The 23599-nt window shown below is 67.4% G+C and carries 25 protein-coding genes; 14 read left to right on the top strand and 11 right to left on the bottom strand.

Annotated features, from left to right (window positions below; all coding sequences use genetic code 11):
* Positions 1 to 108: 108 nt before the first annotated feature.
* Both G3I17_RS08155 and G3I17_RS08150 read left to right on the top strand, forming a co-directional pair.
* Positions 109 to 1500: an ATP-binding protein gene (locus tag G3I17_RS08155; RefSeq protein WP_164595322.1), complete on the top strand. Its 1392-nt coding sequence runs from the start codon at positions 109 to 111 to the stop codon at positions 1498 to 1500.
* Positions 1497 to 2138, top strand: coding sequence for a response regulator transcription factor (locus G3I17_RS08150; protein WP_164595321.1), 642 nt, complete (start codon positions 1497 to 1499; stop codon positions 2136 to 2138). Before G3I17_RS08155 ends, G3I17_RS08150 begins: the two co-directional genes overlap by 4 nt.
* Before the next feature lie 65 nt (positions 2139 to 2203).
* On the opposite strand, the gene rpsR is transcribed toward G3I17_RS08150, so the two are convergent.
* A complete protein-coding gene (rpsR, locus tag G3I17_RS08145) occupies positions 2204 to 2446 on the bottom strand; it encodes a 30S ribosomal protein S18 (protein WP_164595603.1) in 243 nt (80 codons plus the stop codon).
* Between the two features lie 77 nt (positions 2447 to 2523).
* Between rpsR and rpmF the strand changes: the two genes are divergently transcribed.
* Both rpmF and G3I17_RS08135 read left to right on the top strand, forming a co-directional pair.
* On the top strand, positions 2524 to 2685 hold the full coding sequence (gene rpmF / locus G3I17_RS08140) for a 50S ribosomal protein L32 (protein ID WP_164595320.1): 162 nt from the start codon (positions 2524 to 2526) through the stop codon (positions 2683 to 2685).
* Between the two features lie 134 nt (positions 2686 to 2819).
* Positions 2820 to 4154, top strand: a complete 1335-nt coding sequence (locus G3I17_RS08135; RefSeq protein WP_164595319.1) for a C1 family peptidase — start codon at positions 2820 to 2822, stop codon at positions 4152 to 4154.
* Positions 4155 to 4237: 83 nt separating this feature from the next.
* Here the strand turns inward: G3I17_RS08135 and G3I17_RS08130 are convergent, their stop codons facing one another.
* Positions 4238 to 5068: an SDR family oxidoreductase gene (locus G3I17_RS08130; RefSeq protein WP_164595318.1), complete on the bottom strand. Its 831-nt coding sequence runs from the start codon at positions 5066 to 5068 to the stop codon at positions 4238 to 4240.
* Positions 5069 to 5168: 100 nt separating this feature from the next.
* Here G3I17_RS08130 and G3I17_RS08125 point away from each other — a divergent pair, with 100 nt between their 5' ends.
* Positions 5169 to 5741 (top strand): TetR family transcriptional regulator, encoded by a 573-nt coding sequence (locus G3I17_RS08125; RefSeq protein WP_164595317.1) that lies wholly within the window; start codon positions 5169 to 5171, stop codon positions 5739 to 5741.
* A 60-nt stretch (positions 5742 to 5801) separates the two neighbouring features.
* On the opposite strand, the gene G3I17_RS08120 is transcribed toward G3I17_RS08125, so the two are convergent.
* The 5 genes from G3I17_RS08120 to G3I17_RS08100 all read right to left on the bottom strand — a co-directional run bounded on the left by G3I17_RS08120 (position 5802) and on the right by G3I17_RS08100 (position 9038).
* Positions 5802 to 6539 (bottom strand): alpha/beta hydrolase, encoded by a 738-nt coding sequence (locus G3I17_RS08120; RefSeq protein WP_164595316.1) that lies wholly within the window; start codon positions 6537 to 6539, stop codon positions 5802 to 5804.
* A gap of 80 nt (positions 6540 to 6619) precedes the next feature.
* On the bottom strand, positions 6620 to 6961 hold the full coding sequence (locus G3I17_RS08115) for a PIG-L family deacetylase (protein ID WP_164595315.1): 342 nt from the start codon (positions 6959 to 6961) through the stop codon (positions 6620 to 6622).
* Between the two features lie 28 nt (positions 6962 to 6989).
* Complete coding sequence (locus G3I17_RS08110) at positions 6990 to 7604, bottom strand: ATP-dependent Clp protease proteolytic subunit (protein WP_164595314.1); 615 nt, start codon at positions 7602 to 7604, stop codon at positions 6990 to 6992.
* On the bottom strand, positions 7601 to 8209 hold the full coding sequence (locus G3I17_RS08105) for an ATP-dependent Clp protease proteolytic subunit (RefSeq protein WP_164595313.1): 609 nt from the start codon (positions 8207 to 8209) through the stop codon (positions 7601 to 7603). Before G3I17_RS08105 ends, G3I17_RS08110 begins: the two co-directional genes overlap by 4 nt.
* Before the next feature lie 247 nt (positions 8210 to 8456).
* Positions 8457 to 9038, bottom strand: a complete 582-nt coding sequence (locus G3I17_RS08100; RefSeq protein ID WP_164595312.1) for a pentapeptide repeat-containing protein — start codon at positions 9036 to 9038, stop codon at positions 8457 to 8459.
* Positions 9039 to 9274: 236 nt separating this feature from the next.
* On the opposite strand from G3I17_RS08100, the gene G3I17_RS08095 reads away from it, so the two are divergent.
* The 5 genes from G3I17_RS08095 to G3I17_RS08075 all read left to right on the top strand — a co-directional run bounded on the left by G3I17_RS08095 (position 9275) and on the right by G3I17_RS08075 (position 15355).
* The gene (locus G3I17_RS08095) at positions 9275 to 9715 is read left to right on the top strand and encodes a UTRA domain-containing protein (RefSeq protein WP_343238237.1); all 441 of its coding nucleotides are present in this window, start codon (positions 9275 to 9277) and stop codon (positions 9713 to 9715) included.
* A gap of 24 nt (positions 9716 to 9739) precedes the next feature.
* Positions 9740 to 10465, top strand: coding sequence for a GntR family transcriptional regulator (locus tag G3I17_RS08090; RefSeq protein WP_343238236.1), 726 nt, complete (start codon positions 9740 to 9742; stop codon positions 10463 to 10465).
* 243 nt (positions 10466 to 10708) lie between these two features.
* Positions 10709 to 13036 (top strand): DNA helicase PcrA, encoded by a 2328-nt coding sequence (gene pcrA, locus G3I17_RS08085; RefSeq protein ID WP_164595310.1) that lies wholly within the window; start codon positions 10709 to 10711, stop codon positions 13034 to 13036.
* A 76-nt stretch (positions 13037 to 13112) separates the two neighbouring features.
* Positions 13113 to 13676, top strand: a complete 564-nt coding sequence (locus G3I17_RS08080; RefSeq protein ID WP_164595309.1) for a hypothetical protein — start codon at positions 13113 to 13115, stop codon at positions 13674 to 13676.
* 125 nt (positions 13677 to 13801) lie between these two features.
* Entirely contained in the window at positions 13802 to 15355 is a 1554-nt protein-coding gene (locus tag G3I17_RS08075) for a cellulose binding domain-containing protein (protein ID WP_239062317.1), read from the top strand.
* A 9-nt stretch (positions 15356 to 15364) separates the two neighbouring features.
* On the opposite strand, the gene G3I17_RS08070 is transcribed toward G3I17_RS08075, so the two are convergent.
* From G3I17_RS08070 to G3I17_RS08055, 4 genes are all read right to left on the bottom strand, one after another.
* The gene (locus tag G3I17_RS08070) at positions 15365 to 16675 is read right to left on the bottom strand and encodes a lanthionine synthetase LanC family protein (RefSeq protein ID WP_203589897.1); all 1311 of its coding nucleotides are present in this window, start codon (positions 16673 to 16675) and stop codon (positions 15365 to 15367) included.
* On the bottom strand, positions 16675 to 17208 hold the full coding sequence (locus G3I17_RS08065) for a DUF6886 family protein (protein WP_164595307.1): 534 nt from the start codon (positions 17206 to 17208) through the stop codon (positions 16675 to 16677). Before G3I17_RS08065 ends, G3I17_RS08070 begins: the two co-directional genes overlap by 1 nt.
* A gap of 81 nt (positions 17209 to 17289) precedes the next feature.
* A complete protein-coding gene (locus G3I17_RS42025) occupies positions 17290 to 18189 on the bottom strand; it encodes a M23 family metallopeptidase (RefSeq protein WP_203589896.1) in 900 nt (299 codons plus the stop codon).
* Positions 18190 to 18415: 226 nt separating this feature from the next.
* Positions 18416 to 19261, bottom strand: a complete 846-nt coding sequence (locus tag G3I17_RS08055; protein WP_164595306.1) for an alpha/beta fold hydrolase — start codon at positions 19259 to 19261, stop codon at positions 18416 to 18418.
* Between the two features lie 184 nt (positions 19262 to 19445).
* On the opposite strand from G3I17_RS08055, the gene G3I17_RS08050 reads away from it, so the two are divergent.
* From G3I17_RS08050 to G3I17_RS08035, 4 genes are all read left to right on the top strand, one after another.
* Positions 19446 to 19862 (top strand): cobalamin B12-binding domain-containing protein, encoded by a 417-nt coding sequence (locus tag G3I17_RS08050; protein WP_164595305.1) that lies wholly within the window; start codon positions 19446 to 19448, stop codon positions 19860 to 19862.
* 380 nt (positions 19863 to 20242) lie between these two features.
* Positions 20243 to 21562: an ABC transporter substrate-binding protein gene (locus G3I17_RS08045; protein ID WP_164595304.1), complete on the top strand. Its 1320-nt coding sequence runs from the start codon at positions 20243 to 20245 to the stop codon at positions 21560 to 21562.
* A 154-nt stretch (positions 21563 to 21716) separates the two neighbouring features.
* Entirely contained in the window at positions 21717 to 22703 is a 987-nt protein-coding gene (locus G3I17_RS08040; protein ID WP_164595303.1) for a sugar ABC transporter permease, read from the top strand.
* The gene (locus tag G3I17_RS08035; RefSeq protein WP_164595302.1) at positions 22703 to 23551 is read left to right on the top strand and encodes a carbohydrate ABC transporter permease; all 849 of its coding nucleotides are present in this window, start codon (positions 22703 to 22705) and stop codon (positions 23549 to 23551) included. The genes G3I17_RS08040 and G3I17_RS08035 overlap by 1 nt, the downstream gene beginning before the upstream one ends.
* Positions 23552 to 23599 lie beyond the last annotated feature (48 nt).

Here is a 23599-nt window from a genome sequence, read left to right as displayed (position 1 = left end):
TTCGGGGTTGTCCCTCGGTGGACCCTGAGTTGGGCGGGGGCGCGTTGAGGAGTCGGCCGGGGAGAAGCCTGCTGGTGTGCGGACTGCAGGCATGTGACGATCGTGGTGATGACACAACCAGCTGCTGCCGCGCCTACGGGCGGGCCCTCGACGCCTGGGGGCCCGGTCGGCAGTTCGTTTGCCCCTGGACCGCAGTACGGCACCCCTGGTCCGCAGCAGCCGCCAAGCCCCGAGCCCCCGCCAGTACGCCGCGCCTATCGGCGTACTGACGGCCGCGTATTGAGTGGCGTGGCCGGCGGCATCGCCGATCATCTGAACGTGTCCGACACATTGGTGCGGCTGGTCTTCATCGGCGCGACGGTCTTCGGCGGTTTCGGCGTACTGATCTACGCGGCGCTGTGGTTCCTGATGCCACTGGACGTGCCGACCGGTCCGAACGCGCCCGGCCTGGCCGCGGCGACCCGGAACGGGATGCGCCCCGAGACGCAGCCGCCGCCGATCGCGTCGGCGACCAAGGAACGTCGCAAGGAGAAGAGCCGCGGCCAGCTGACCGCGCTGGTCGTGGTGGGCATCGGTGTCTTGCTGCTGCTCAACGTGGCCGGGCTCGGGGTGGCCGGCAAGATGTTCTGGCCGCTCGTGTTCGCCGGGACCGGCCTGGCCCTGATCTGGCGGCAGGCCGACGAGGGGCAGCGGAACGCCTGGGTCGACAAGGCGCCGACCCTCGGTGCGCTGTTCGGCAAGGGCCGCTGGCAATCGGTCCTGCGAGTGGCTGTCGGACTGATCCTGCTCGGGACCGCGGTCACCGTGTTCCTGGTGCAGAACGGCCGGCTGTCGATGGTCGGCGACGTACTGGTCGCCCTTCTGCTCGCAGTGGTCGGCATCGGAGTCATCGCGGGGCCGTGGGTGCACCGGCTCAGCCGTGACCTGAATAACGAGCGTGGTGAGCGCATCCGGTCGCAGGAGCGCGCCGACATGGCCGCGCACCTGCACGACTCGGTGCTGCAGACCTTGGCCCTGATCCAGAAGCAGGCGAACGACCCGCGGGCCGTAGTGCGGCTGGCTCGGGCGCAGGAGCGCGACCTGCGCACCTGGCTGTACGACGAGGACGACCAGACCGACCAGACGCTGTCCGGTGCGGCCAAGCGGGCTGCTGCCGAGGTGGAGGACTCCCACGGCGTACCGGTCGAGGTGGTGACCGTCGGCGACTGCGACCTGACCGAGGGACTGTCGGCGATGGTCCGGGCCGCGCGCGAGTCGATGGTGAACGCCGCCAAGCACTCCGGAGCTGACAAGATCGACGTGTTCGTCGAGGTGGACGGGGACCGGGCCGAGATGTTCGTCCGGGACCGCGGCAAGGGCTTCGACACCGACGGGGTGCCGGAGGACCGGCTGGGGCTGCGGCACAGCGTGATGGGCAGGATGGAACGGCACGGCGGCCGCGCGACAGTGCGGTCGAGCCCGGAGACAGGCACCGAAGTGCGACTGGAGATGGACAGATGACGCAGAGGCGAGTGGTGGTCATCGACGACCACGACATGTTCCGGGCAGGCGTGCGCAGCGAGATCGGCGCCTCGGTGGAGATCGTCGGCGAGGGTGCCGACGTGGAGTCCGCGGTGAAGGCGATCGTGGGAACCGAGCCGGACGTGGTGCTGCTCGACGTGCACCTGCCCGGTGGCGGTGGCATCGAGGTGATGAAGCAGGTGCACGTGCGGCACCCGGACATCAAGTTCCTGGCGCTGTCGGTGTCCGACGCGGCCGAGGACGTGATCGGCGTGATCAGGGCCGGCGCCCGCGGCTACGTCACCAAGAACATCAGCGGTACCGAGCTGGTCGACGCGATCGGCCGGGTCGCCGACGGTGACGCCGTCTTCTCGCCGCGGCTGGCCGGCTTCGTGCTGGACGCCTTCTCCGGCGCGATCGACATCGCCTCGGTGGACGAGGACCTGGACCGGCTGTCCAACCGCGAACGCGAAGTACTGCGGCTGATCGCCCGCGGCTACGCCTACAAGGAAGTGGCCCGCGAGCTGTTCATCTCGGTCAAGACCGTCGAGACCCACGTCTCCTCGGTACTGCGCAAGCTGCAACTGTCCAACCGCCACGAACTGACCCGCTGGGCCACCGACCGCCGCCTCGTCTGACCCCTTACGTCCGAAGAACTGACGATGACGTCTCTCGAGTTCTTCGGACGTCAGCGGTTCGAGGGTCAGCGGGGGGTGGAGTTGTAGGGGAGTAGCGCCATTTCGCGGGCGTTCTTGATCGCTCTGGCGATCTGCTTCTGCTGCTGCACCGTGAGGCCGGTGACGCGGCGGGAGCGGATCTTGCCGCGGTCGGAGATGAACTTGCGGAGCAGGGCGGTGTCCTTGTAGTCGACGGATTCGATGCCGTCGCGTTTGAACGGGTTCTGCTTCGGCTTACGCGGCCCGGCAGGCTTGCCACCTCGTACCATCGTCATACCCTTCTTGCTGTTGATAATCGTTTTCAATTAGCATAGCGGTTGAAGACGACGGCAGAGGAGATGGGCTCGTGGCGGTACCGAAGCGCAAGATGTCCCGATCGAACACCCGCAACCGGCGGGCGCAGTGGAAGGCGACGCCGGTCGACCTGGTGCCGATCACGGTCAACGGGCGGCAGTTGCGGGTGCCCCGGCGGCTGGTGAAGGCGTACCAGCGCGGCCTGATCGAGTGACCGGATCGTTCCGGGCCGGGGTAGAGCACACCCAGGCGGCCGGTGGGGGTGGGTGGCGACTTCCGGCCAGGGCACAGATTCGCCACCCCGACAGGGGCGCAGCGAGCTTTGGGACTGTTATACCGTCGACTCTCATGGAGCGGAATCTGACAGCCGAACAGCTCGCGCTCTTCGAGAAGGAGTTTGCGTCGACCCCGCAGTACCGGGTGATGCAGAACGCCGTCACGGAGACGCCGATCGCCAAGATCGCCCTGGATCGCCAGATCGTCACCTCGATCGACCATTCCGTGTCGAACCTGCTCGACGACTGGAAGGTGACGAACCAGCAGAAGAGCGGCCGTTGCTGGCTGTTCGCCGGGCTGAACCTGTTCCGGGCCGGCGCCGCGGCGAAGCTCGGCGTGAAGGACTTCGAGTTCTCCCAGAACTACCTGCTGTTCTGGGACAAGTTCGAGCGGGCGAACTTCTTCCTCGAAGCGATGATCGAGACCGGTGACCGCGACGTCGACGACCGGACCGTCGCGCACCTGCTGTCCGACCCGATCGGCGACGGCGGCCAGTGGAACATGTTCGTCGCGCTGGTCCGCAAGCACGGTCTGGTGCCGAAGTCCGCGATGCCGGAGACCGAGAGCTCGTCGGCGACCGCGCAGATGAACGACATGCTCCGCAAGCTGCTGCGCCAGGGCGCGCGCGACCTGCGCAAGCTGGCCGGCGCCGGTTCCGGTGTGGAGGAGTTGCGGGCGCACAAGCAGGAGCTGCTGACCACGATCCACCGGGTGCTGAGCATCCACCTCGGGACGCCGCCGCAGAAGTTCCTGTGGCAGTGGAAGGACGGCGACAAGGCCTTCCACCGGGACGGCTGGACGACGCCGGCGGAGTTCGCCGCGGCGTACGTGACGGTGCCGGTCGAGGAGTACGTCTGCATCGTGCACGACCCGCGCGAATCCAGCCCGACCGGCAAGACCTTCACCGTCGACTACCTGGGCAACGTCATCGACGCGCCGCCGGTGGTCTACCTGAACGTCGAGGTCGACCTGATGAAGCAGCTCACCCAGGACGCCATCGTCGGCGGCGAGCCGGTCTGGTTCGGCTGTGACGTCGGCAAGCAGATGTCGGCCGACCTCGGCTACTGGGACGCCAACCTGTACGACTTCGGCGCCGTCTACGACACCGAGTTCAGCCTCGACAAGGCCGAGCGGCTGCTGCACCACGAGACGCTGATGACGCACGCGATGCTGTTCACCGGCGTCGACCTGGTCGACGGCAAGCCGCGCCGCTGGCGGGTGGAGAACAGCTGGGGCGACGAGAAGGCCGACAGCGGCTTCTGGACGATGAACGACTCCTGGTTCGGCGAGCACGTCTTCGAGATCGCGGTCCGCAAGTCGGCCCTCCCGGCCGAGCTGCAGGCGCGCTTCGACGAGGCCCCGATCGTGCTCCCGGCCTGGGACCCGATGGGCGCCCTCGCCGACTGATCCCCTACAGCCTTACGCCTAACAGCCCTTGCGTCCGAAGAACCGAAAGTGACGTCCCGCCGGTTCTTCGGACGTTGTGGTTTTCAGAAGTCGGTCGAGTGGGCGAGTTGCTCGGCGGCTTCCAGTTCGGCGAGGCGGGTCGTCAGGGCGGCGTGGACCGAGGCGTAGGCGTCACTGCCGAGGGTGAGGCGGCGAGGGGCCGGTGAGACGGCGACCGAGGCGATGATGGCGTCGGCGATCTTGCCGGGGTCGCCGGGTCCGTTCGCGGTGATGCCGCCGGGAGCCTCGATGTACTGGCGGTTCTGGCTGATCGGGGTGTCCGCGTACGCCTCGAGAGCTTCCGCGACGACCAGGGACGGCCCGAACTCGGTCCGGGCGACGCCCGGCTCGACGAGCGTGATCTCGACGCCGAACGGCGCGACCTCGTCGATCAGGGCCTCGAAGAAGCCTTCCACGCCCCACTTCGTCGCGTGGTACAGGTTTCCGCCGGTGAAGACCGCCTGGCCGCCCGCGCTCGACAGTTGCACGATCCGGCCGCCGCCCTGGGCGCGCAGATGGGGCATCACCGCGCGGGTGAGCTGGATCGGCGCGAGCAGATTGGTGGCCAGTTGCGTCTCGATCGCCTCGTCGGTGAACTCCTCGGCCGCACCGAAGGTCCCGTAGCCGGCGTTCGACACGATCACGTCGATCCGCCCGAGTTCGGCGAATGCGCGGTCGACGACGCCGCGCAGTACCGGGGTGTCGGTGACGTCGAGGGTGGCGGTCCAGAGTTGGTCCCCGTACTTCGTCGCGAGGTCGGCGAGGCGCTCGGGCCGCCGCGCGGTGGCGGCGACGCGGTCGCCCCGGTCGAGCAGGCGCTCGGTCAGTTCGCGGCCGAAACCGGATGAGGCGCCGGTGATGAACCAGGTGGTCATGGTGTTCCCCTTGTGATTTGAATCCAACCGGGTGGTTTAAACCGTAGCCTGAAAGGGTCGATGATTTCAAACCATCCGGTTGGATTGGTATGCTGGGGGCATGGTCTACGACTCCGCTGCGACCCGGACGCGGCTGCTCGACGCGGCGTACACGGAGTTCTCCGAGCGGGGACTGGCCGGCGCGCGGGTCGAGCGGATCGCCGCGGTCGCCGCCGCGAACAAGCAGGCGATCTATGCGTACTTCGGGTCGAAGGACGGGTTGTTCGACGCGATGCTCGCGGTCCGGCTGGGCGCGCTCGCCGACGCGGCGCCGTTCACCCCGGACGACCTGCCGGCCTACGCGGGCGCGCTGTTCGACGCGTTGAAGGAGAGCCCGGAGATCCTGCGGCTGACGCAGTGGAGCTCGCTCGAGCGCGCGGACGTCTCGGCCGGCGAGGTCGAGTCCCATCGCGAGAAGGCGCGCGAGATCGCCGCCGTCTCTGGCGGCACGTTGAGCGACGCCCGGGCGATGGACATCCTGATGCTGGTGATCGGGCTGTCGACGGCTTGGTTCACCACCGCCGCCGAGCTGCGGGCGATCGGCAGCGACGACCCGGAGCGCCGGGCCAGGACGCATCGCGCCGCGGTGGTCGCAGCCGCGGCGGCAGTCGTCGACGCCCTCACCACGGATTGAGCCCAGGCAGGCGGAAGTACAGGCCCAGCGGTTAAGGCCCGGCGGTTAAGGCTCAGCGGTTCAGGCGAGGGCGGCGCGGATCAGGGCGGTCATCTCTTCCGGGCGTTCGAAGGACGGGAGGTGGCCGGCCCAGGGGAGTTCGGTGTGGTCGACGGTCGGGAGGATCTCGCTCAGGTGCTTCGCGCAGGCGGCGAAGAAGGTCAGCTCGTGCGCGCCGGTGAAGAGCTTGATCGGCGCCGTGATGCCACCGACCTCCCACTCCTCGTTGTCCACGTCACCCGCGGCCAGCTGAACCTCGAACGCGCGCCTCTGCATCACCCGCACCAGTTCGCGCGCCGCGTCGTCCGCCTCCGGCCCGACCGACGTCCGCACGTTGAGCTCCGTCGCGCCATCGATATCGCCGGCATCCAGCAGCCGGTTCTCCTCACCGGCGAAAGCGCGGAAGTCATCAGTCGGTACGACGTCGTCCGCCGGCGGCGGCAGCAACACCAACCGGCTGAACCGCTCCGGCTGCCGACTCGCGGCCTGCAACACGACGTACGCGCCGTACGAGGAACCGACCACCTTGGTGCTCTCCACCCCAAGCTCGTCGAGCACCGCGAGCACGTCCCCCGCGTCGGCGTACTTCGCCCCCGCCTCCAACGGCGTCTCGCCGAACCCGCGCAGATCAACCGTGATCACCCGATGATCGCCCCGCAGCTCATCGACCTGCCGCGCCCACATCCGCGAATCGGCGACCCCGGCATGAACCAGCAACACCGTCGGCCCATCGCCGGCCACCTGATAAAAGATCGTCATCCCCGCACCCTCCCGCCCCCACCCCACCCACCGCAATTCCTTTAGCCGCCCAACCAAGCCGTGCCTCGTAGCGCAGTTCCTCAGCCGCCGAGGCGGATGACGGTGAAGGCCTCGGCGTAGTGGTTCTCGGGGAGGCCGGCCTTGGTGGCGTTCTGGGCGAACAACCGCTGGAGTCGCGTCGTCAGCGTCTCGGGATCGGCGTGCTGGCTGGCGTGCGACATCACCGCGGCGCGGTCGCGGTCGGACTCGAACCCGCCGGCCTGACCGTCGGTCAGGATGCAGTAGGTGACCTCGATCCCCGCCTTGGTCCAGAGCGCGATCGTGCCCGCGGCACCGAAGTCGACGTCGTCGGGGTGCGCGGCGACGACCAGCACACGCTCGATCTCACTGTCAGGGCGGGGACTCGCGGTAGGCGCAGTCACGCGGCGACCTTAGCTGCCGGGCTTCGGGCTACGCCGTCAGCGCCGGGGTCTTGGCCAGGGTGCGGTGCTGGATCACCTCGTCGGCGATGCCGTAGTCGCAGGCCGCTTGCGCGGTCAGCACATGGTCGCGATCGGTGTCGTGGCGAAGGCGTTCGATCGACTGACCGGTGTGGGTCGCCAGGATCGCCTCCTGCTGGCTGCGAACGCGGACCAGCTCGTCGGCCTGCAGGATCAGGTCGGGGATGGTGCCCTGCCCGCGCGCACCCGGTTGATGCAGTACTACGCGCGCATGCGGCAGGACCGCCCGTTGACCTGGTGCGCCGGCGGCGAGCAGCACCGCGCCGGCCGCGATCGCCTGGCCGACACAGAACGTCGCGACCGGTGGGCTGATGACCTGCATGGTGTCGTAGATCGCGAGCATCGCGGTCATGTCACCGCCCTCGCAGTTGATGTAGAGGTTGATCCGGCTGTCCGGCTTGTCCGCCTCCAGGTGCAGCAGCTGGGCGATCAGCGCGTTGGCGACGCCGGCGTCGATGGCAGTACCGAGATAGATGATGCGCTCGGTCAGCAGGTGCGAGTAGACGTCCATGATCCGCTCGCCGCGCGGGTGCGGGCTGATCACGTTGGGGATCATGTAGCTCATCGGTCGGCTCCTGCCTGCGCGGGCTGTTGCGGCATCACTTGGTCGAAGGTCTCGACGATGTGGTCGATGAACCCGTAGGTCCGGGCCTCGTCGGCGGTGTACCAGCGGTCGTGCAGCGAGTCGTCGAAGACGGTCTCCATGGACTGCCCGGTGTCGGCCGCGATCAGGGCGAGCACGGTGTCGCGGATGTGGCGCAGGTCGTTCGCCTGGATCTCGATCTCCACCGCCGAGCCACCGATCCCGGCCGACCCCTGGTGCATGAGCACCCGCGCATGGCGGAGCGCGAAGCGCTTGCCCGGCGTACCGGCCGACAGCAGGAACTGCCCCGCGCTGCAGGCCAGCCCGAGGGCCAGCGTCGAGACGTCACACGGCACCAGCCGCATGACGTCCCGGATCGCCAGCATCGAGGGCACCGACCCGCCGATCGAGTGGATCCACAACGAGATGTCGGTCGTCGGGTCCTCGGCGGCCAGGGTGAGGAGCTGGGTGGTCAGGAGCGTGCCGTTGTCGTCGTTCAGCTGCCCGTCCAGTACGACGATCCGCCGCCTCAGCAACGACTGCCGGGTCTGCTCGTTGAACATGGGAGGTTTCATCTCATCGGCCATGAACCCACCATGACCACCCGGCGACCCTGATCCCCACCTTTTCTGCTGCCAGCAGGTCTGCTCTCAGCCGACACGCGCCCGATTCCATCCGGTGGATGAAACGGTTCCCGCCCTGCTATGCCGGATGCCAGACTTTCGGTATGAGAGAGCCCGTACTGCGCGCAACCGGCGAAGACGGATCGAGGTACCGACCAATCCCACCCCTGGACAAAGTCAGACACCACCTGGCCCCAGCCCCACCAACCACCTACCCGCTCCTTCCTCCGCCGCCTACTGGGCCGCTGAGCTGAAGTTCCAAGTCAGCCGGCAGAGCACGAGCCAGCTCGAAGAGCTGATCGACCGCGACCTTGGCGCCTCGAAGTGACGCGATTCCGCGGATGCTGTCGAGGAGATTGCCGCGCAGGTCGGCGCCGCGCAGCTCGCAACTGTCGAATTCGGTACCGGCAAGGCGGCACTGCTCGAAAACCACGTCGCTGAAGCGACAGTTGATCAGGCTTGCTTCAGCGAGCGTGCAGTTCACGAAAGCGACTGCGCCGGTCGTTCGTACCCCGTGAAAGGTCGCGTAGTCCAACCGGCAGTTCTCGAAGAGGACGTTACCCAGGCTCGCATCGGTCACGCTGAATCCAGAGAGTTGGCAGCCGGTGAAGGCTGTGCGCTCGATCCTCGTTCCCTCCCAGCGCGCTGACGAGAGGTCGACCTGCTCGAAGAGAACACCATTGATCGTGGACTCCTCCCACGTCGACTCTCGTAGCGTGGTACCGGAGAATCGGCTCCCCGCCACCGAGGCGCCCACCACGTTGAGGCGAGACCAGAGGCGCAGGGACTTCACAACGCCGGCCCCGTATCATCAACCGTAATGCCTTTCGCATATTGCAGTAAGGTTTGGGTCTGCGAACCCCGCCTCGTTTGCCAGTAGAGTGAATGATCTGCAGGGACAGACAGCCGATGGAGAGGCGGATCGAAGTGAGTACGCCCGGCGAGTGGGAAAGCGTCTCGAGCCCGTATCTGCGGCCGCGTCGCGCGGGGGAGGCCGACGCCTGGGCGGAGGAGACCGCGGAGCGGAAAGTGTCCGGTACCCAGCAGCTAAGGGAGGTCGCCGAGGTTTCGCCACCGGCGAGTGTGGCTGAAGGTCTGCGGCTCGGATCGGATGAGCGCGTCGTCGTGCGCCGACGAGTGATGCTCGTCGACGACCAGCCGGTTGAGTTGACCGACTCCTACTATCCGTCCCAGATAGCTCGTGGCACGGCGCTTGCCGAGTCACGGAAGATTCGTGGCGGTGCGGTCACTCTGCTGGCTGAACTCGGCTATCGGCTCGAGCGGGTCCAGGAGGACGTTTCGGCCCGCCCTGCCACATCCGATGAGCAGCAGCTACTGGCCCTGGCCGATGGTGAGTGGGTGTTGGTCCTGGTTCGACTGGCGCGTTCTCTTGAAGGTCGCCCGGTCGAGATGAGCATCATGACGATGACAGCTGCGGATCGGCATCTGCGGTATCAGGTGACTCCTTGATGCTCTTGATCTCTGGCGGCTGCCGTGGATAGGCGCGACGTCCGGCCGCGGCATCAACAAATCGCTGCCGACCTCCGAGCGCTGATCATGGCCGGTGAGATGGCGCCTGGCTCGCAGCTTCCGTCGACGCAGCAGTTGGTGGAGCGCTTCTCAGCGGCGAATGCGACCATCCAGCGCGCGCTATCGGCTCTCAAGCGCGAGGGCTTCGTCTACAGCGAGGTGGGCAAGGGCGTCTATGTGCGGGACAAGCAGCCTTTCGTAGTCGACGTCGCGGCCTACCTGCCGCCAAGTTCGGGATACTCGCACACCCTGCTCGAAGTAGCCGAGGTGCGACCGCCTGCTGAGGTTAGAGCGGCTCTCGGGCTGGCTGATGCCGCCAAGGCGATCCTCCGGCGACGACTCCTGTCTCGCGACGGCGAGCCGCTAGAACTGTCGCTGTCGTACTACCCGGCAATCATCGCCGCCGGTACTCCGTTGGCCAAGCGGGGCAGGATTCCGGGCGGTGCGCCGGAGATCCTTGCCGAACTCGGCTACCCACAACGCGACTTCGTCGACCGGTTGTCGGCGCGTCTGCCAACCGCCGAGGAGTTCGAAGTACTCGAGTTGCCAGCTGACGTGCCTGTACTTCGACAGTTCCGGGTGGTGTGTTCGGACGGCAGGGTGCCTGTCGAGGTTTCGATTCTCGTCAAGGGCGCTCACCTCTACGAGCTGCAGTATTACCAGGAGATCCCGGGGCCAGGGCGCAGCTGAGGCTGTCCGCGAAGCGGGATCACGCCAACGGGGTTGCGGGTGGATCGCCGGGCTCGGTGAGGTGAGGGCCGACCCGCAGGTATCACCGTGAGGCGGTGGGGGCAGGGTGGCGGCTCCGAGGGGTTGTAGCCGCGACAGCGGAGCGGCGTTCGGGGGTGGGTGGGAGCTGCGACGGAGGAGCTGCGTGGGGGTGTTGTACCGGCGTGGGGGGTTTGTCGGTGGGGGTGTCTAAGGTGGTGGGCGATGACGACGCTCTTTTCTCCAGATGAATTGCCGGTGCCGCTCGAGGAGCCCAGGAAGCAGCGGGCCGATGCGGGTGCGCTGCTCGAGGGGCTGAACCCGCAGCAGCGCGCTGCGGTGGTGCACGCGGGCAAGCCGTTGCTGGTGGTGGCGGGGGCCGGGTCGGGTAAGACGCGGGTGCTGACGCGGCGGATCGCGTATCTGCTGGCGGCGCGCGACGCGCACCCGGGCTCGATCCTGGCGATCACCTTCACCAACAAGGCCGCCGCCGAGATGCGCGAGCGCGTCGTCGAGCTGGTCGGGCCGCGGGCGAAGCTGATGTGGGTCTCCACCTTCCACTCGTCCTGCGTGCGGATCCTGCGCCGCGACATCAAGCGGTTCGGGATCAGTTCGACGTTCTCGATCTACGACAGCACCGACTCGCGCCGGCTGATGACGCTGGTCTGCCGCGAGCTCGACCTGGACGTCAAGCGGTACAACCCGCGCGCGATCCTGAACTGGATCAGCACCCAGAAGAACGAGCTGATCGACCATGAGTCGGCCGCGTCCAAGACCGAGAACCATCTGGAGGAGACGTACGCCGAGTGCTACCGGGTCTACCAGGAGCGGCTGGCCCAGGCCAACGCGCTGGACTTCGACGACCTGCTGATGACCACGGTCAACCTGCTGCAGGCCTTCCCCGAGGTCCGGGAGTATTACCGGCGCCGGTTCCGCCACGTGCTGGTCGACGAGTACCAGGACACCAACCACGCGCAGTACACGCTGATCCGTGAGCTGTGCGCCGAGCTCGAGCCGGGCCCGAACGACGGACCGATCAGCCCACCCGCCGAGCTGATGGTGGTCGGTGACTCCGACCAGTCGATCTATGCCTTCCGCGGGGCGACGATCCGCAACATCCTTGCCTTCGAGGAGGACTTCGCCGGCGCCGAGACGATCCTGCTGGAGCAGAACTACCGCTCCACCCAGACGATCCTGTCCGCGGCCAACGCGGTGATCAGCCGGAACGAGGGCCGCCCGGCGAAGAACCTGTGGTCCGACTCCGGCAAGGGCGAGCAGATCGCCGTCTATGTGGCCGACAACGAGCACGACGAGGCACAGTTCGTCGCCGACGAGATCGACCGGCTGGCCGACGCCGACGGGGTCAAGCCGTCCGACGTCGCGGTGTTCTACCGGACCAACGCGCAGTCGCGGGTGTTCGAGGAGGTCTTCATCCGGACCGGCCATCCCTACAAGGTGGTCGGCGGCGTCCGGTTCTACGAGCGCAAGGAGGTCCGCGACGCGCTCGCCTACCTGCGGGTGCTGACCAACCCCGAGGACACCGTCTCGCTGCGCCGGATCCTGAACGTGCCGAAGCGCGGGATCGGTGAGCGCGCCGAAGCAGCCATCGAGGCGCTCGCGCTGCGCGACCGGATCACCTTCTCCGCGGCCCTGCGCCGCGCCCACGACGCACCGGCGATGGCGAGCCGCAGCGCCAACGCGGTCCAGAGCTTCGTCGACATCCTCGACGAGCTGACCGCGATGGTCGACTCGGGCGCCCCGCCGGACGACATCCTGGATGTCGCCCTGCACCGCTCCGGGTACTACGAGGAGCTGCAGAAGTCACCGGACCCGCAGGACGAGACCAGGGTGGAGAACCTGGACGAGTTCATCTCGGTCGCCCGGGAGTTCGTCGAGGAGCGCATCGCGGCCTCCGAGCCGGCCGATCTGCAGGCGTTTCTGGAGCGGGTCGCGCTGGTCGCCGACGCGGACCAGATTCCCGACGCCGCCGACGACGGTGGGGTGGTCACGCTGATGACACTGCACACCGCGAAGGGCCTCGAGTTTCCGGTCGTCTTCCTGACCGGCATGGAGGACGGCATCTTCCCGCACTCCCGGTCGCTCACCGACGTGAAGGAGCTGGAGGAGGAGCGCCGTCTCGCCTACGTCGGGATCACCCGCGCCCGGCAGCGGCTGGCGATCTCGCGGGCCGCGGTCCGCAGCGCGTTCGGCGCCCCACAGCACAACCCGCCGTCGCGCTTCCTGGAGGAGATCCCGGCCGAGCTGCTCGACTGGCGCCGCGACGAGTCCGCGATCACCCGCTGGTCCGGGACCGGTACGTCGTCCGGCGGGGGTAGTGGGGTCAGTACCCGCTGGGAGCCGGCCCGGCGTACGGCGTCCGACAAGCCGATCATCAGCCTCAACCCGGGCGACCGGGTGGTGCACGACAGCTTCGGTATGGGCACCGTCGTGGTGGTCCGCGGCGAGGGCCAGCAAGCCCAGGCGGACATCGACTTCGGCTCCGAGGGCGTCAAGCGCCTGCTCCTGCGCTACGCCCCGGTGGAGAAGATTTAACGGACTTCAACGTGCTGAATTGTCCGCAGGCTGCGACAATCGGTGTTTCGGCCCTCCCCGGACGAAGGTCCAGCCCATGCCCAAGGCAGCAGACAGCAGCAACCGCCGGATCATCCTGGCGGGAGCCAATCCTGGGCTGCGGCTGTTCGACAAGGACGGCAAGGTCACCGCGTTCGCGTCGATCTGGATGGTCGACTGGTCGATCTGCGGCGCCGGTACGGCCGTGGTGCTCTGGTTCGACGGGATCGTCCGGGTGGTCTCGGAGGACGTCGATCTGGCTTCCTGGCTGGAGCGGTACTTCGTCCGCTCGTTCCTCGAGGTGCAGGGCCTGCCCTGGCACGAGCCGGCCGTCGAGCGTGATCTGGTCCAGGTCTCGATGAACCTCGCCGACGGGCTGAGCGTCAAGGCCGCCGACATCCAGATCGAGATGGGCGGCGTGCTCGACCGGCGGCTGTTCGCGACCGACAACTTCCAGCTCGCCGAGGGCACCCATAGCCTCAGCCTGGTGATCGCCCCGGTCCGCTCGGCCACCGTCTCGATCGGCGGCGCCTCCGTCCCCGGCTTCGTCCAGGTCGACGGCTCAGCCGACCGCCCCGGCTCCTCGGCTTTCCTCACGACTGCTGAGGTCTGGCGCCGCTAGTACCCCAAGTACCCCAACTACATCTGCGGTGATCTCTTGACTCCCGGCCAGCTTTAGATATTAATGCTTCTTAATTTATCTAAAGCAATCGCTGGGAGGCGACCATGACCCGCCCCAGGTCACGCATGCTGACTTCCCTTTTCGCCCTCCTCACCCTGCTCGCCCCCTTCGCCGTCGCGGCTCCCGCGACGGCGGCCGGTTCGGTCACCGCGACGTACGCCTTGACCGGCGAGTGGAGCGGTAACTTCCAGGCCGCCTACACCATCACCAACGGCACCGCTGCCACCATCAGCACCTGGAAGGTCGAGTTCGACCTCGCCGCCGGTACGAACATCACCAGCTCCTGGGATTCCGTCGTCAGCCGCACCGGCAATCACATCGTGGCCTTGAACGAGAGCTGGAATGCTCCGCTCGCCGCCGGCCAGTCGGCCACGTTCGGGTTCATCGCGAACGGCCCGGCCCGCCCGATCAACTGCCGGGTCAACGGCGGCCTCTGCGCAGGCGGCGCGGGTGACACCAGCCCACCGACCGCACCCGGCAATGTCCGGGTGACCGCGACGAGCAACAGCACGGTGTCGCTGGCCTGGAACGCCTCCACCGACAACATCGGAGTGACCGGCTACGACGTCTACTCCGGTAGCACGCCGCTGATCACCACGGCCGCGACCACCGGCACCGTCGGCGGACTCAACCCGGGAACCGCCTATACGTTCTCGGTTCGTGCGCACGATGCCGCCGGGAACTCCTCACCGGCCGGCAACCCGGTCACCGCCACCACCTTGCCCGGCACGGCCGGGTCGCTGGTGCCGGTTGCGCCGTACGTCGACATGGGTGCTTGGCCGACGCCTTCGCTCACCACGATGGCCACCGCCGGGAACCTCCGCTCGTTCACTCTCGGTTTCATCACCGGAGCCGGCGGCTGCCGGGCGAGCTGGTTCGGCGCGTACGACCCCCGGACCGGTTGGGCCAAGGATCAGATCGACGCGATCCGGGCCCTTGGCGGCGACGTCAAGGTCTCCCTCGGCGGCGCCGCGGGCAGCGAACTCGCCCAGGTGTGCCCGACGCCGCAGGCGACCGCGACCGAGTACCAGGCGGTCGTCGACGCCTACCAGTTGCGCTACCTGGACCTCGACATCGAGGGTGGGGCGGTGGCCGACCCGATCTCGGTCGCCCGGCGCTCCCAGGCCCTCGCCATCCTGCAGGCCAACCGGCCCGCCCTGAAGATCTCGCTCACCCTGCCGGTACTGCCCGAAGGCCTCGACGCGAACGGGTTCGCGGCCCTCAAATCGGCCCGCGACAACGGCGTCAAGGTCGACCTGGTGAACGTGATGGCGATGGACTACAACCGGGCCTCCGGCAACTACGGGGACTTCGCGGTACAGGCCGCGCAGTCCACGTTCAACCAGATCAAGTCACTGTGGCCGGCTCTCACCGACGCTCAGGCGTGGCTCAAGGTCGGCGTCACGCCGATGCTCGGCCGCAACGACGACGGCGGGACCTTCAACCAGAGCCACTCCAGCCAGTTGGTGACGTTCGCCCGCGGCAAGCACCTTGGGATGTTGTCCTTCTGGGAGATGACCCGGGACCGCAACGCCTGCAACGGCACGCTGGTGAACTGCACCAATGTGCCGCAGACGCCCTACGAGTTCAGCAAGATCTTCGCCGGCTATACCGGGTGAGGTAAGCCGTCATGCCCGTACCGCCCACCAGTTCTCCATCCGGAGGGCGGTACGGGCCTGACGGCCCTGGTCGACCACGCGGGCGACGCGGAACAGGTACGCCGCGATCCCGGCGGCTCCCTGCATCCAGCCGACGCCTGGTGGGAGTACCGGGTCGTCGTTGCGGTGCTCGATGAACTGCCAGTAGGCGTGCTGCCCGTCGTGGACGGCCCGCTCGACCAACGTGTCGGCCAGGAACAGGGCGAAGTCGAGATCGACCTGGTCACCAGTGGACTGCCACGAGTCCAGGAGCACGTCGGCGACACCCGTAGTACCGCAGCAGCGGCCGTCGTTGTCCCAGAAGCCGGGGTAGAGGCGCTCCGGGAGGCCAGAGGTCCGCACAGTGTGGGAGCAGCGCCGCCGCCAGCTCAGCGGCGGTTCACCGGCCACCTGATCGACACCGGCGTGCTCCAGCGCGGCGAACAGCAGCGACGTACCGGCTGGTCCGTGGCACCAGTTGTAGGTGACTGGATCGAGGTCGGAGTCTTCGTTGACCGGCACCAGCCGGGGGACCAGGAAGCCCTTGTCGTCGCCAACGTTGAGAGTGACCAGGTGCTCTGCGCCGCGGCGGGCCGCATCGACCAGGTCGGGCCGGCCGAGCTCGCTGCCGGCGATCGCCAGAGTCGCCGCGACCCCGGCGAGACCGTGCGAGAGGTTCGGCATCGACGACTTCGGCTCCGGGAGGAAGCGTTCTGGCACGAACGGCCAGTCCAGCCCCGCAGGCACTGGCACGGCCTCTGCGAGCAGTAGGGCCACGGCACGCTCTGCCAGCTGGGTGGAGCCCTCGACGCCGCTCCGGCGGGCCCACAGAGCGCCCAGGAGCACTCCGGCCGTACCGAGCGTCATGTCATTGATCCGCGCATCCGGCAGATACTTGGGCGGTACTACGGACGTCTGCGGCCACCCATCCGGCTCAGCCAGCTCCTGGAGGCGCTCGACGGCTGCTGCCGAGCCCGGAAGGCCCAGTGCGGTCAGTGCGCCGATGCTGCTGACCAGACCGTCGAAGAACGTGCAGTCGGTGCTCTCCGCGATCCCCGCGCGGATCCGCTCGCCGATGCGTTCCGCCAGCGCCTGCTCCCGATCGGTCCATGGTCTGCTGAGCCCGATCTCAGCCAGCGCGTGCGCCAGCCCACCGATCCCACTGTGCATTCCGTCCCGCTCATCCGGTATCTCCGCCGGCTCCGGGCCGCCCACCGACTCGGGGATCCACGGCCCGTCGTCCCACCGCACCTGGTCGAGCACCCACTGCCAAGCCAGCTCGGCGGTCTCCTGGTATGTCATCAGCCAGCGATCGCGTTGCGCAGCCGGATGCCGCTGAACTCGAGGGTGCTGCCGATGACAACATCCCAGAACTCGTGCAGTCGCGGCAGTACCCGCAACTGGATCCCAGCCTCCGCATGCAGCTCGAGGAGATCGCCGACCCGCTCGGGCGGCCCCAGCGGCTCAACCGCCTCCGTCGCCACCAGAGCCGCCTCGGCGGGCTGGAACGGCTCGGCGGGCAGCCGGTAGGCGTACAGCTCGACCGTGCGCATGGCCTGCAGCCAGCCGTACTCGACTGCGTGCACCCGTGTGCCGCACCCGTCGCCGATGATCCGGGAGCGGTCCTCTGATGACGTCCCGGGGCCGACCCACGCCATCGCGCGAGGGCACTGCCGGGGAAACCAGTAGTCGGGCGCACGATCGTGGCCGACGGCCCAGACGTACGGCGTGGTCGGTGAATCGACACGAGCCGAGGCCGGGACGAGCTGGGGGTGGAAGATCCGGATCGTCGGGTCTTCGGAGAAGTGCAGTACCTGACCAGGCTCCGGACGCATGGGCGTGAGCCTAGTACCGCGAAAGTGCTTTGAGCCAAGCCTTATCGGGGCTCTGGACCAAGCTTTGACGGGCGGGCTCGATCAGGGATTGAGGCCGCAGTGGTTGCGCAGCCACGGCATCGGGTCGATCGGGTCGTTGCCGTTCGGCCGGACCTCGAAGTGCAGGTGCGGGCCGGTGGTGTTGCCGGTGACGCCGACCGCGCCGACCTGGTCACCGGCGTACACGGTCTCGCCGGGCTCGACGCTGAACTTCGACATGTGGTTGTACCAGGTCTCGGTACCGTCCTCGTGCCGGACGCGGACCTGCCGGCCGTACGAGCCGGCGAACTCGGCGCTGACCACGACGCCCTTCATCACGCTGCGGATCGGGGTCCCGATCGGGGCTGCGAAGTCGGTCCCGGTGTGATCGCGGGCCCAGCGGCCGCCGGCCTGACCGAAGCCGGCCGTGATGTGGTAGCCCGAGATCATCATCTCGCAGCGGGTGGCCGACTCGCGGGCGTTCTTCTGGGCCAGCTCGTAGGTGGCCTTGGCGTTGGCGAGGGCGGTGGCGCGCTTGGCGGTCAGGTCGCGGGTGACGGCGAGCTTCGCGGCCCGGGCCTTCGCGGTCCGGTCGGCCGCGGCCTGCTTCTTGTTGGTGTCCGTGCTGGTGAGCTCGACCCGGGAGGAGTCACGGGTGGCGAGGTTGCGGCGCTCGATCCGCGCAGTGGTCAACTCGGACAGCTGCCCGTCGCCCAGGCTGAGGGCGGCGATGTTGACCGCGGAGTTCGCCGACGTCGGGGTGGCCAGAGCGCTGTGGCTGAAGCCGACGGCTCCGGCCGCAGCCGCGAGGGCCGCTGTCAGTCCTACTACCTGCGTACTGCTGGGGGTGTTACGCCGGGCAACACGATGCTTGGCACTGTGACGTCCTGCGCCGGTCTTGCGCGCAGCGTCGGCAGGCTTGCCGGGCGTGACGCGGCTGGCCGCGGCACGGTGCTGGGACACAACGTGGCCTTTCGGTCACAGGGGAGGGGGCTGGGGTGGGGCAGCTGTCTGTCCACTCCCGAGGGTTTTTTATTCCCCTCGGGGGCTCATGCACCATAACGGAACCGCAACGAGCCGACAAACCCTGCCACCCCCTTCTTGGCCCTACCTTCACGAAACTTTTGCATGCGCGGCTGCACGTGCATCGGCTTGAGCGCTCAGAAGGCTGCTATGTCAGGAAGAACTTTCATGCAACTGTGTCCTGCTCGTCGAGGTGCGAGAGCATCCCGGTGATCTGGTGCACGACCTCTCCGTGGAACGGCAGCGACAGGTGTCCCACCCCGTCGACCCGGATGTTGCGCGCGATCAGGTCGGGATGCAGGATCCGGGCCCGGCGCTGCGGCACGATCAGCTGGTCGACATCGCTGTAGAACGCCACGAACCGGGTCTGGCAGTCCGGCGCCGGCTCGGCCAGCTCGGTCATCAGGTCGCTGTCCGGCCGGAGCTGCTTCACCAGTGGCCACGGCAGCAGCCGCGCGGCGACCGTGCCCTGGTGCGGGGTCCCGAGCGTGACGCAGGTGTGGACGCGATCGGCGCCACCGAGCCGCTGCACGTAGTACCGGGCGATCAGGCCGCCGAGGCTGTGTCCGACGATGTGGATCTGCTCCGAGCCCGACTCCTCGCAGAGCCGCTCGATCTCGGCGCCCATCCGCTCGGCGGTACTACGGACGTCGAGCGTCAGTGGTGAGTACGAGAAGGTCTGGATCCGGGTGAAGCCACGGCGGAGCAACTGGCGGCGCATCAGGGCGAAGACCGTGTGGTTGTCGATGATGCCGTGAGCGAGCAGGATCGGCGTACCGGCGGCGCGGACGTCACCGACCAGGAGACTGCGCTGGGCCGGCGTCAGGCCGCTCAGGTTGAGCCGCTCGGTGCGGGCGCCGGAGCCGCTGACCAGGCCGAGCGGGTACATGGCCAGATGCGTGGTGAGCCAGCCGAGCTCGACGGCGGCACCCTGCAGACCGCGGGGTGACAGCACCGAGCGGGCGCCGTACTTGAGTCCCTCGAGAGCTTCCCGGATGCCGTCAGCGGTCATCGCGTCTCCTCACTCCCAATCAGACCCCCCGTACAACTGGTCCGATCTCTTCTCACGGTAACCGGTTCCCAGGTCGCGTGGCCGGGAACACACGGCACCGTGTCTTATCCGTAAGATCTCGCTCGGATAGCCTGCGATGGTCACCTGGCGCAATGCCGCGTCCGCGGATCGAGAGGTAGTGCTCATGTCTGTCGCCAGCCCACTGCGAGTAGTCGTCGCCAAGCCGGGACTGGACGGCCACGACCGGGGCGCGAAGGTGGTCGCCCGGGCCCTGCGGGACGCCGGTATGGAGGTCATCTACACCGGCCTGCACCAGACGCCGGAGCAGATCGTCGAGACGGCGATCGCCGAGGACGCCGACGCGATCGGCCTGTCGGTGCTGTCCGGCGCGCACATGACGCTGTTCAAGAAGGTCCGCGAGCTGCTGACCGAGCGGGACGCCGACGACATCGTGGTGTTCGGCGGCGGGATCATCCCCGAGGCCGACATGCAACCGCTGGCCGAGCTCGGCGTGCACAAGATCTTCACTCCCGGCGCGACCACCACCGAGATCGTCGAGTGGGTCCGCGGCCACGTCGGCGACGCCTCCGCGACGGCCTGAAACACCGGCCTGAACACCAGGCCGGGGACTCCTCTCACCCGTTGCCCTCCGCAACGCCGGCGCGAGAGCGGCGGATCCGTTCCGGAGCGTGCCGACGACTTTGTGCAGCCGATCCGGTCCGTCCTGCCCACGGATCGCATGTTACTAATCGGTAATACCTAATCGTTAAGAAACACCTGGTTGTGCACGGTGTGGAATCGCGGTCGCATACAGCCATGCGTTAAGTCCGTTCATGGCACCGGGATCGGCAAGATGTGTGGCTCAGGACACATCGCCCCCGATCTCGGTTACTGTCCGGATAGGCCGGCTCGCAGCGTGGTGGGGTCTGTGGACGACCGACGCAGGACCAGGAGTTCGCATCGGGAGAGGGCAGGTACACGATGAGGTTTGAACGATCACACACACGCAAGGCGGTCGCTTCGGCGGTCGTCGGCAGCCTCCTGCTGCTCGCGTCCGCGTGTGGCGGTGACGACAGCAGCAGCGGCGGTGGGGCGACGACCGGGGTTGCCGCGCTCGAGGGTAAGGGCCCGATCACGTTTGCCACCGGCAAGGACACCTCCGGCTTCCTGCCGGACCAGGTCGCAGCCTGGAACTCGCAGCACCCGGATGAGAAAGTCACCGTCTCCGAGCTGCCGGAGTCGGCCGATGGCCAGCGGCAGCAGATGGTCCAGAACGCCCAGAACAAGCAGGACTCGTTCAGTGTCCTCAACCTGGACGTCGTCTGGACCGCGGAGTTCGCCGCCAACCGGTGGATTCTGGAACTACCACAAGACCAGTTCCCCAGCCTCGGCAAGGCGATCCCGGCGACCGTCGAGACCGCGAAGTACCGGGACAAGCTGTACGCGGTCCCGATCACGTCGGACGGTGGGCTGCTCTACTACCGCAAGGATCTGCTGGACAAGGCCGGTGTGACGCCGCCGACCACCTGGGACGAGATGCTCGCCGCCTGCCAGAAGGTTGCGGCACTGCCCGAGGGTAAGGGCGTGAACTGCTACGCCGGTCAGTTCGAGAAGTACGAAGGCCTGACGGTGAACTTCTCCGAGGCGGTCAACTCCGCGGGCGGCGTCGTCGTCGGCAAGGACGGCAAGCCGAACGTGGACACCCCGGAGGCGCTGGCCGGCCTCGAGGAGCTCACCAAGGGCTTCGCGTCCGGAGCCATTCCGAAGGCCGCCATCACCTATAAGGAAGAAGAGGGCCGCCGCGCCTTCCAGGACGGCAAGCTGCTCTTCCACCGCAACTGGCCGTACGTCTACGCGCTGGCCTCGAAGACCGACGGCTCGTCGAAGGTGGCGGGCAAGTTCGGTGTCGCTCCGCTGCCGGGCAAGACCGGCCCGGGCGTCTCGACGCTCGGTGGTCACAACTACGCGATCAGCGCCTTCGCCAAGAACAAGGCGACCGCGGCCGACTTCATCAAGTTCATGGCCAGTGAGGAACGGCAGCGCGCGAACCTGCAGGCGTCCTCGCAGGCCCCGAGCTGGGCCTCGTTGTACGACGACCCGGCGCTGAACAAGACGTTCCCGTACCTGGCGCCGCTGAAGGCGTCGATCGAGAAGGCGCAGCCGCGTCCCTCGGTGGTCAAGTACGGCGATGTCACCGCTGCCGTCCAGGAAGCGGCGTACGACGCTCTCACCAGCAAGAAGCAGCCGAAGCAGGCGCTGACCGACCTGCAGACCAAGCTGAGCAGCCTTATCACTCAATGATCCGAGTGGATGGGGTCGGTGCGCAGCGGAACGCTGCGTACCGACCCCTACCTGTCAGAGCCCGGGTTCTGCCCGGAGCCAGAAGGAGGCAGAGGTGAGTGCACCCGCCCCGGTCGCGTCACGACCGGTGAATGAACCCCCGGAGTCGGGGAAGGTGAGACGTCACGACGAGGGCACCGGGAAGCTTGCGGCGCTACTGCTGTCGCCGACGCTGCTAGTGCTCGGCCTGGTCGTCGCTTTCCCGATCGTCTCGGCACTTCGTACGTCTTTGTACAAGCCGGGCGGCGTAGATCCCGAGACCGGCTTCGTCAACGAGGGCGACGTTTATGTCGGCCTCGGCAACTACACGGCGATCTTCAGCGGCGATACCGCCGATCGATTCTGGAACGCGTTCTACAACACCACGTTCTTCACGATCACCTGCGTCGTCCTCGAGACGGTGCTCGGTGTCGCGATGGCCCTGGTGATGCACAAGGCGTTCAGGGGCCGCGGCATCGTCCGGGCCAGCATCCTGGTCCCCTGGGCGATCCCTACTGTGGTTTCCGCCCTGCTGTGGAAATGGATCTTCCAGGCCGACGGTGTCATGAACTCGGTCCTCGGCACGCAGATCCTCTGGTCCACGGAGGGCTGGCAATCGGTGGCCTCGGTCATCATCGCCGACACCTGGAAGACCGCTCCGTTCATCGGACTGCTGGTACTGGCGGGCCTGCAGACGATCCCGGCCGAGGTCTATGAGGCTGCCAAGGTGGATGGCGCCTCTCCGTTCCAGCAGTTCCGGATGATCACGCTTCCGCTGGTGAAGCCGGCGTTGCTGGTCGCAGTGCTGTTCCGGATGCTCGACACACTGCGCATCTTCGACCTGCCGTTCGTGCTGGTCGGTCCACACAAGGACTCGGTCGAGACGCTCTCGATGCTCGCCTACGACGAGGCGTTCAACACCAGATACGGTCCGGCGGCGGCCTACGCGACGTTGCTCTTCATCTATGTCGCGGTGGTGGCGTTCGCCTTCGTCAAGCTGCTCGGCGCCGATGTCGTCGGTGACGTCGCGAAGCCCAAGAAGAAGAAGAAGTCGTCGGGCGATGCCGCACCGCCCGGTGTAGGCACAGCCGGCCTGGCCGGACTGTCAGCCGGAGGTATGTGATGGCTACGACAATCAGGGCTGAAGGCAGCCCGCTCCGTAGGTACGCGCCCCTGCTCGGCGTCGCCGTGATCGTTCTCTACTGCCTGTTGCCGTTCTACTGGATGGTGGTGTCCGCGCTCCGGCGGCCCAGCGACCAGTTCGACAACTCGATCATTCCGAGGCCGTTCTCGATCGACAACATCAAGGACGTCTTCAAGTCCGGCACCGGCTTCGGCCGTGGTCTGGCGAACAGCCTGCTGGTGGCCGGGACGGTGACGATCCTGACCCTGGTGATCGGTCTGGTGGCGGCATACACACTGGCGCGGCTGGATTTCCGGTTCAAGAATCTCGTCCTCGCGATCATCATCACGACGTCGATGTTCCCCGGGATCTCGCTGATCGTTCCGCTGCTGAAGCTGTTCGTCGACATCAAGTGGATCAACACCTACCAGTCGATGATCGTGCCGAGTTTGTCGTTCGCCCTGCCACTGGCGGTCTGGACCCTGACCTCGTTCTTCCGCCAGATGCCGCGCGAGCTGGAGCAGGCCGCGATGGTCGACGGCTGCACCCCGGCGCAGGCGTTCCGCAAGGTGATCCTGCCGCTGGCGGCGCCAGGCGTCTTCACGACCGCGATCATCACCTTCATCGCGGCCTGGAACGAGTTCCTGATCGCGCTGGCGATGGTCCAGAAGAAGGATCACCAGACCGCGAACGTGATCATCTCGCAGTTCGCCGGTGCGTCGGGACGGGACCAGCCGTTCGGAAGCCAGATGGCGGCCGGCGTCATCGTCACGATTCCGCTGGTGATCGCGGTGCTGCTCTTCCAGCGCCGCATCGTCGCCGGCCTGACCGCGGGCGGCGTGAAGTAAGTGCCTTCAATCGGCGTATGGTCGAAGACCTAGCCGCTTGGAGGTGTG

The organism is Streptomyces sp. SID13031 (genome assembly GCF_010548305.1).
In the GTDB taxonomy this organism is placed as follows: Bacteria; Actinomycetota; Actinomycetes; order Propionibacteriales; family Kribbellaceae; genus Kribbella.
The sequence above is the reverse complement of the archived record's forward strand: the minus strand, read 5'-3'. Positions and strand labels throughout refer to the sequence as shown.

Coding starts and splice junctions, on each gene's coding strand:
- G3I17_RS08050 (WP_164595305.1), top strand. CDS start 19,446: ATGTCTGTCGCCAGCCCACTGCGAGTAGTCGTCGCCAAGCCGGGACTG.
- G3I17_RS08125 (WP_164595317.1), top strand. CDS start 5,169: ATGGTCTACGACTCCGCTGCGACCCGGACGCGGCTGCTCGACGCGGCG.
- G3I17_RS08120 (WP_164595316.1), bottom strand. CDS start 6,539: ATGACGATCTTTTATCAGGTGGCCGGCGATGGGCCGACGGTGTTGCTG.
- G3I17_RS08070 (WP_203589897.1), bottom strand. CDS start 16,675: ATGACATACCAGGAGACCGCCGAGCTGGCTTGGCAGTGGGTGCTCGAC.
- G3I17_RS08035 (WP_164595302.1), top strand. CDS start 22,703: ATGGCTACGACAATCAGGGCTGAAGGCAGCCCGCTCCGTAGGTACGCG.
- rpsR (WP_164595603.1), bottom strand. CDS start 2,446: ATGGTACGAGGTGGCAAGCCTGCCGGGCCGCGTAAGCCGAAGCAGAAC.
- G3I17_RS08055 (WP_164595306.1), bottom strand. CDS start 19,261: ATGACCGCTGACGGCATCCGGGAAGCTCTCGAGGGACTCAAGTACGGC.
- G3I17_RS08080 (WP_164595309.1), top strand. CDS start 13,113: ATGCCCAAGGCAGCAGACAGCAGCAACCGCCGGATCATCCTGGCGGGA.
- G3I17_RS08105 (WP_164595313.1), bottom strand. CDS start 8,209: ATGGCCGATGAGATGAAACCTCCCATGTTCAACGAGCAGACCCGGCAG.
- G3I17_RS08065 (WP_164595307.1), bottom strand. CDS start 17,208: ATGCGTCCGGAGCCTGGTCAGGTACTGCACTTCTCCGAAGACCCGACG.
- pcrA (WP_164595310.1), top strand. CDS start 10,709: ATGACGACGCTCTTTTCTCCAGATGAATTGCCGGTGCCGCTCGAGGAG.
- G3I17_RS08150 (WP_164595321.1), top strand. CDS start 1,497: ATGACGCAGAGGCGAGTGGTGGTCATCGACGACCACGACATGTTCCGG.
- G3I17_RS08075 (WP_239062317.1), top strand. CDS start 13,802: ATGCTGACTTCCCTTTTCGCCCTCCTCACCCTGCTCGCCCCCTTCGCC.
- G3I17_RS08135 (WP_164595319.1), top strand. CDS start 2,820: ATGGAGCGGAATCTGACAGCCGAACAGCTCGCGCTCTTCGAGAAGGAG.
- G3I17_RS08155 (WP_164595322.1), top strand. CDS start 109: ATGACACAACCAGCTGCTGCCGCGCCTACGGGCGGGCCCTCGACGCCT.
- G3I17_RS08045 (WP_164595304.1), top strand. CDS start 20,243: ATGAGGTTTGAACGATCACACACACGCAAGGCGGTCGCTTCGGCGGTC.
- G3I17_RS08130 (WP_164595318.1), bottom strand. CDS start 5,068: ATGACCACCTGGTTCATCACCGGCGCCTCATCCGGTTTCGGCCGCGAA.
- G3I17_RS08110 (WP_164595314.1), bottom strand. CDS start 7,604: ATGAGCTACATGATCCCCAACGTGATCAGCCCGCACCCGCGCGGCGAG.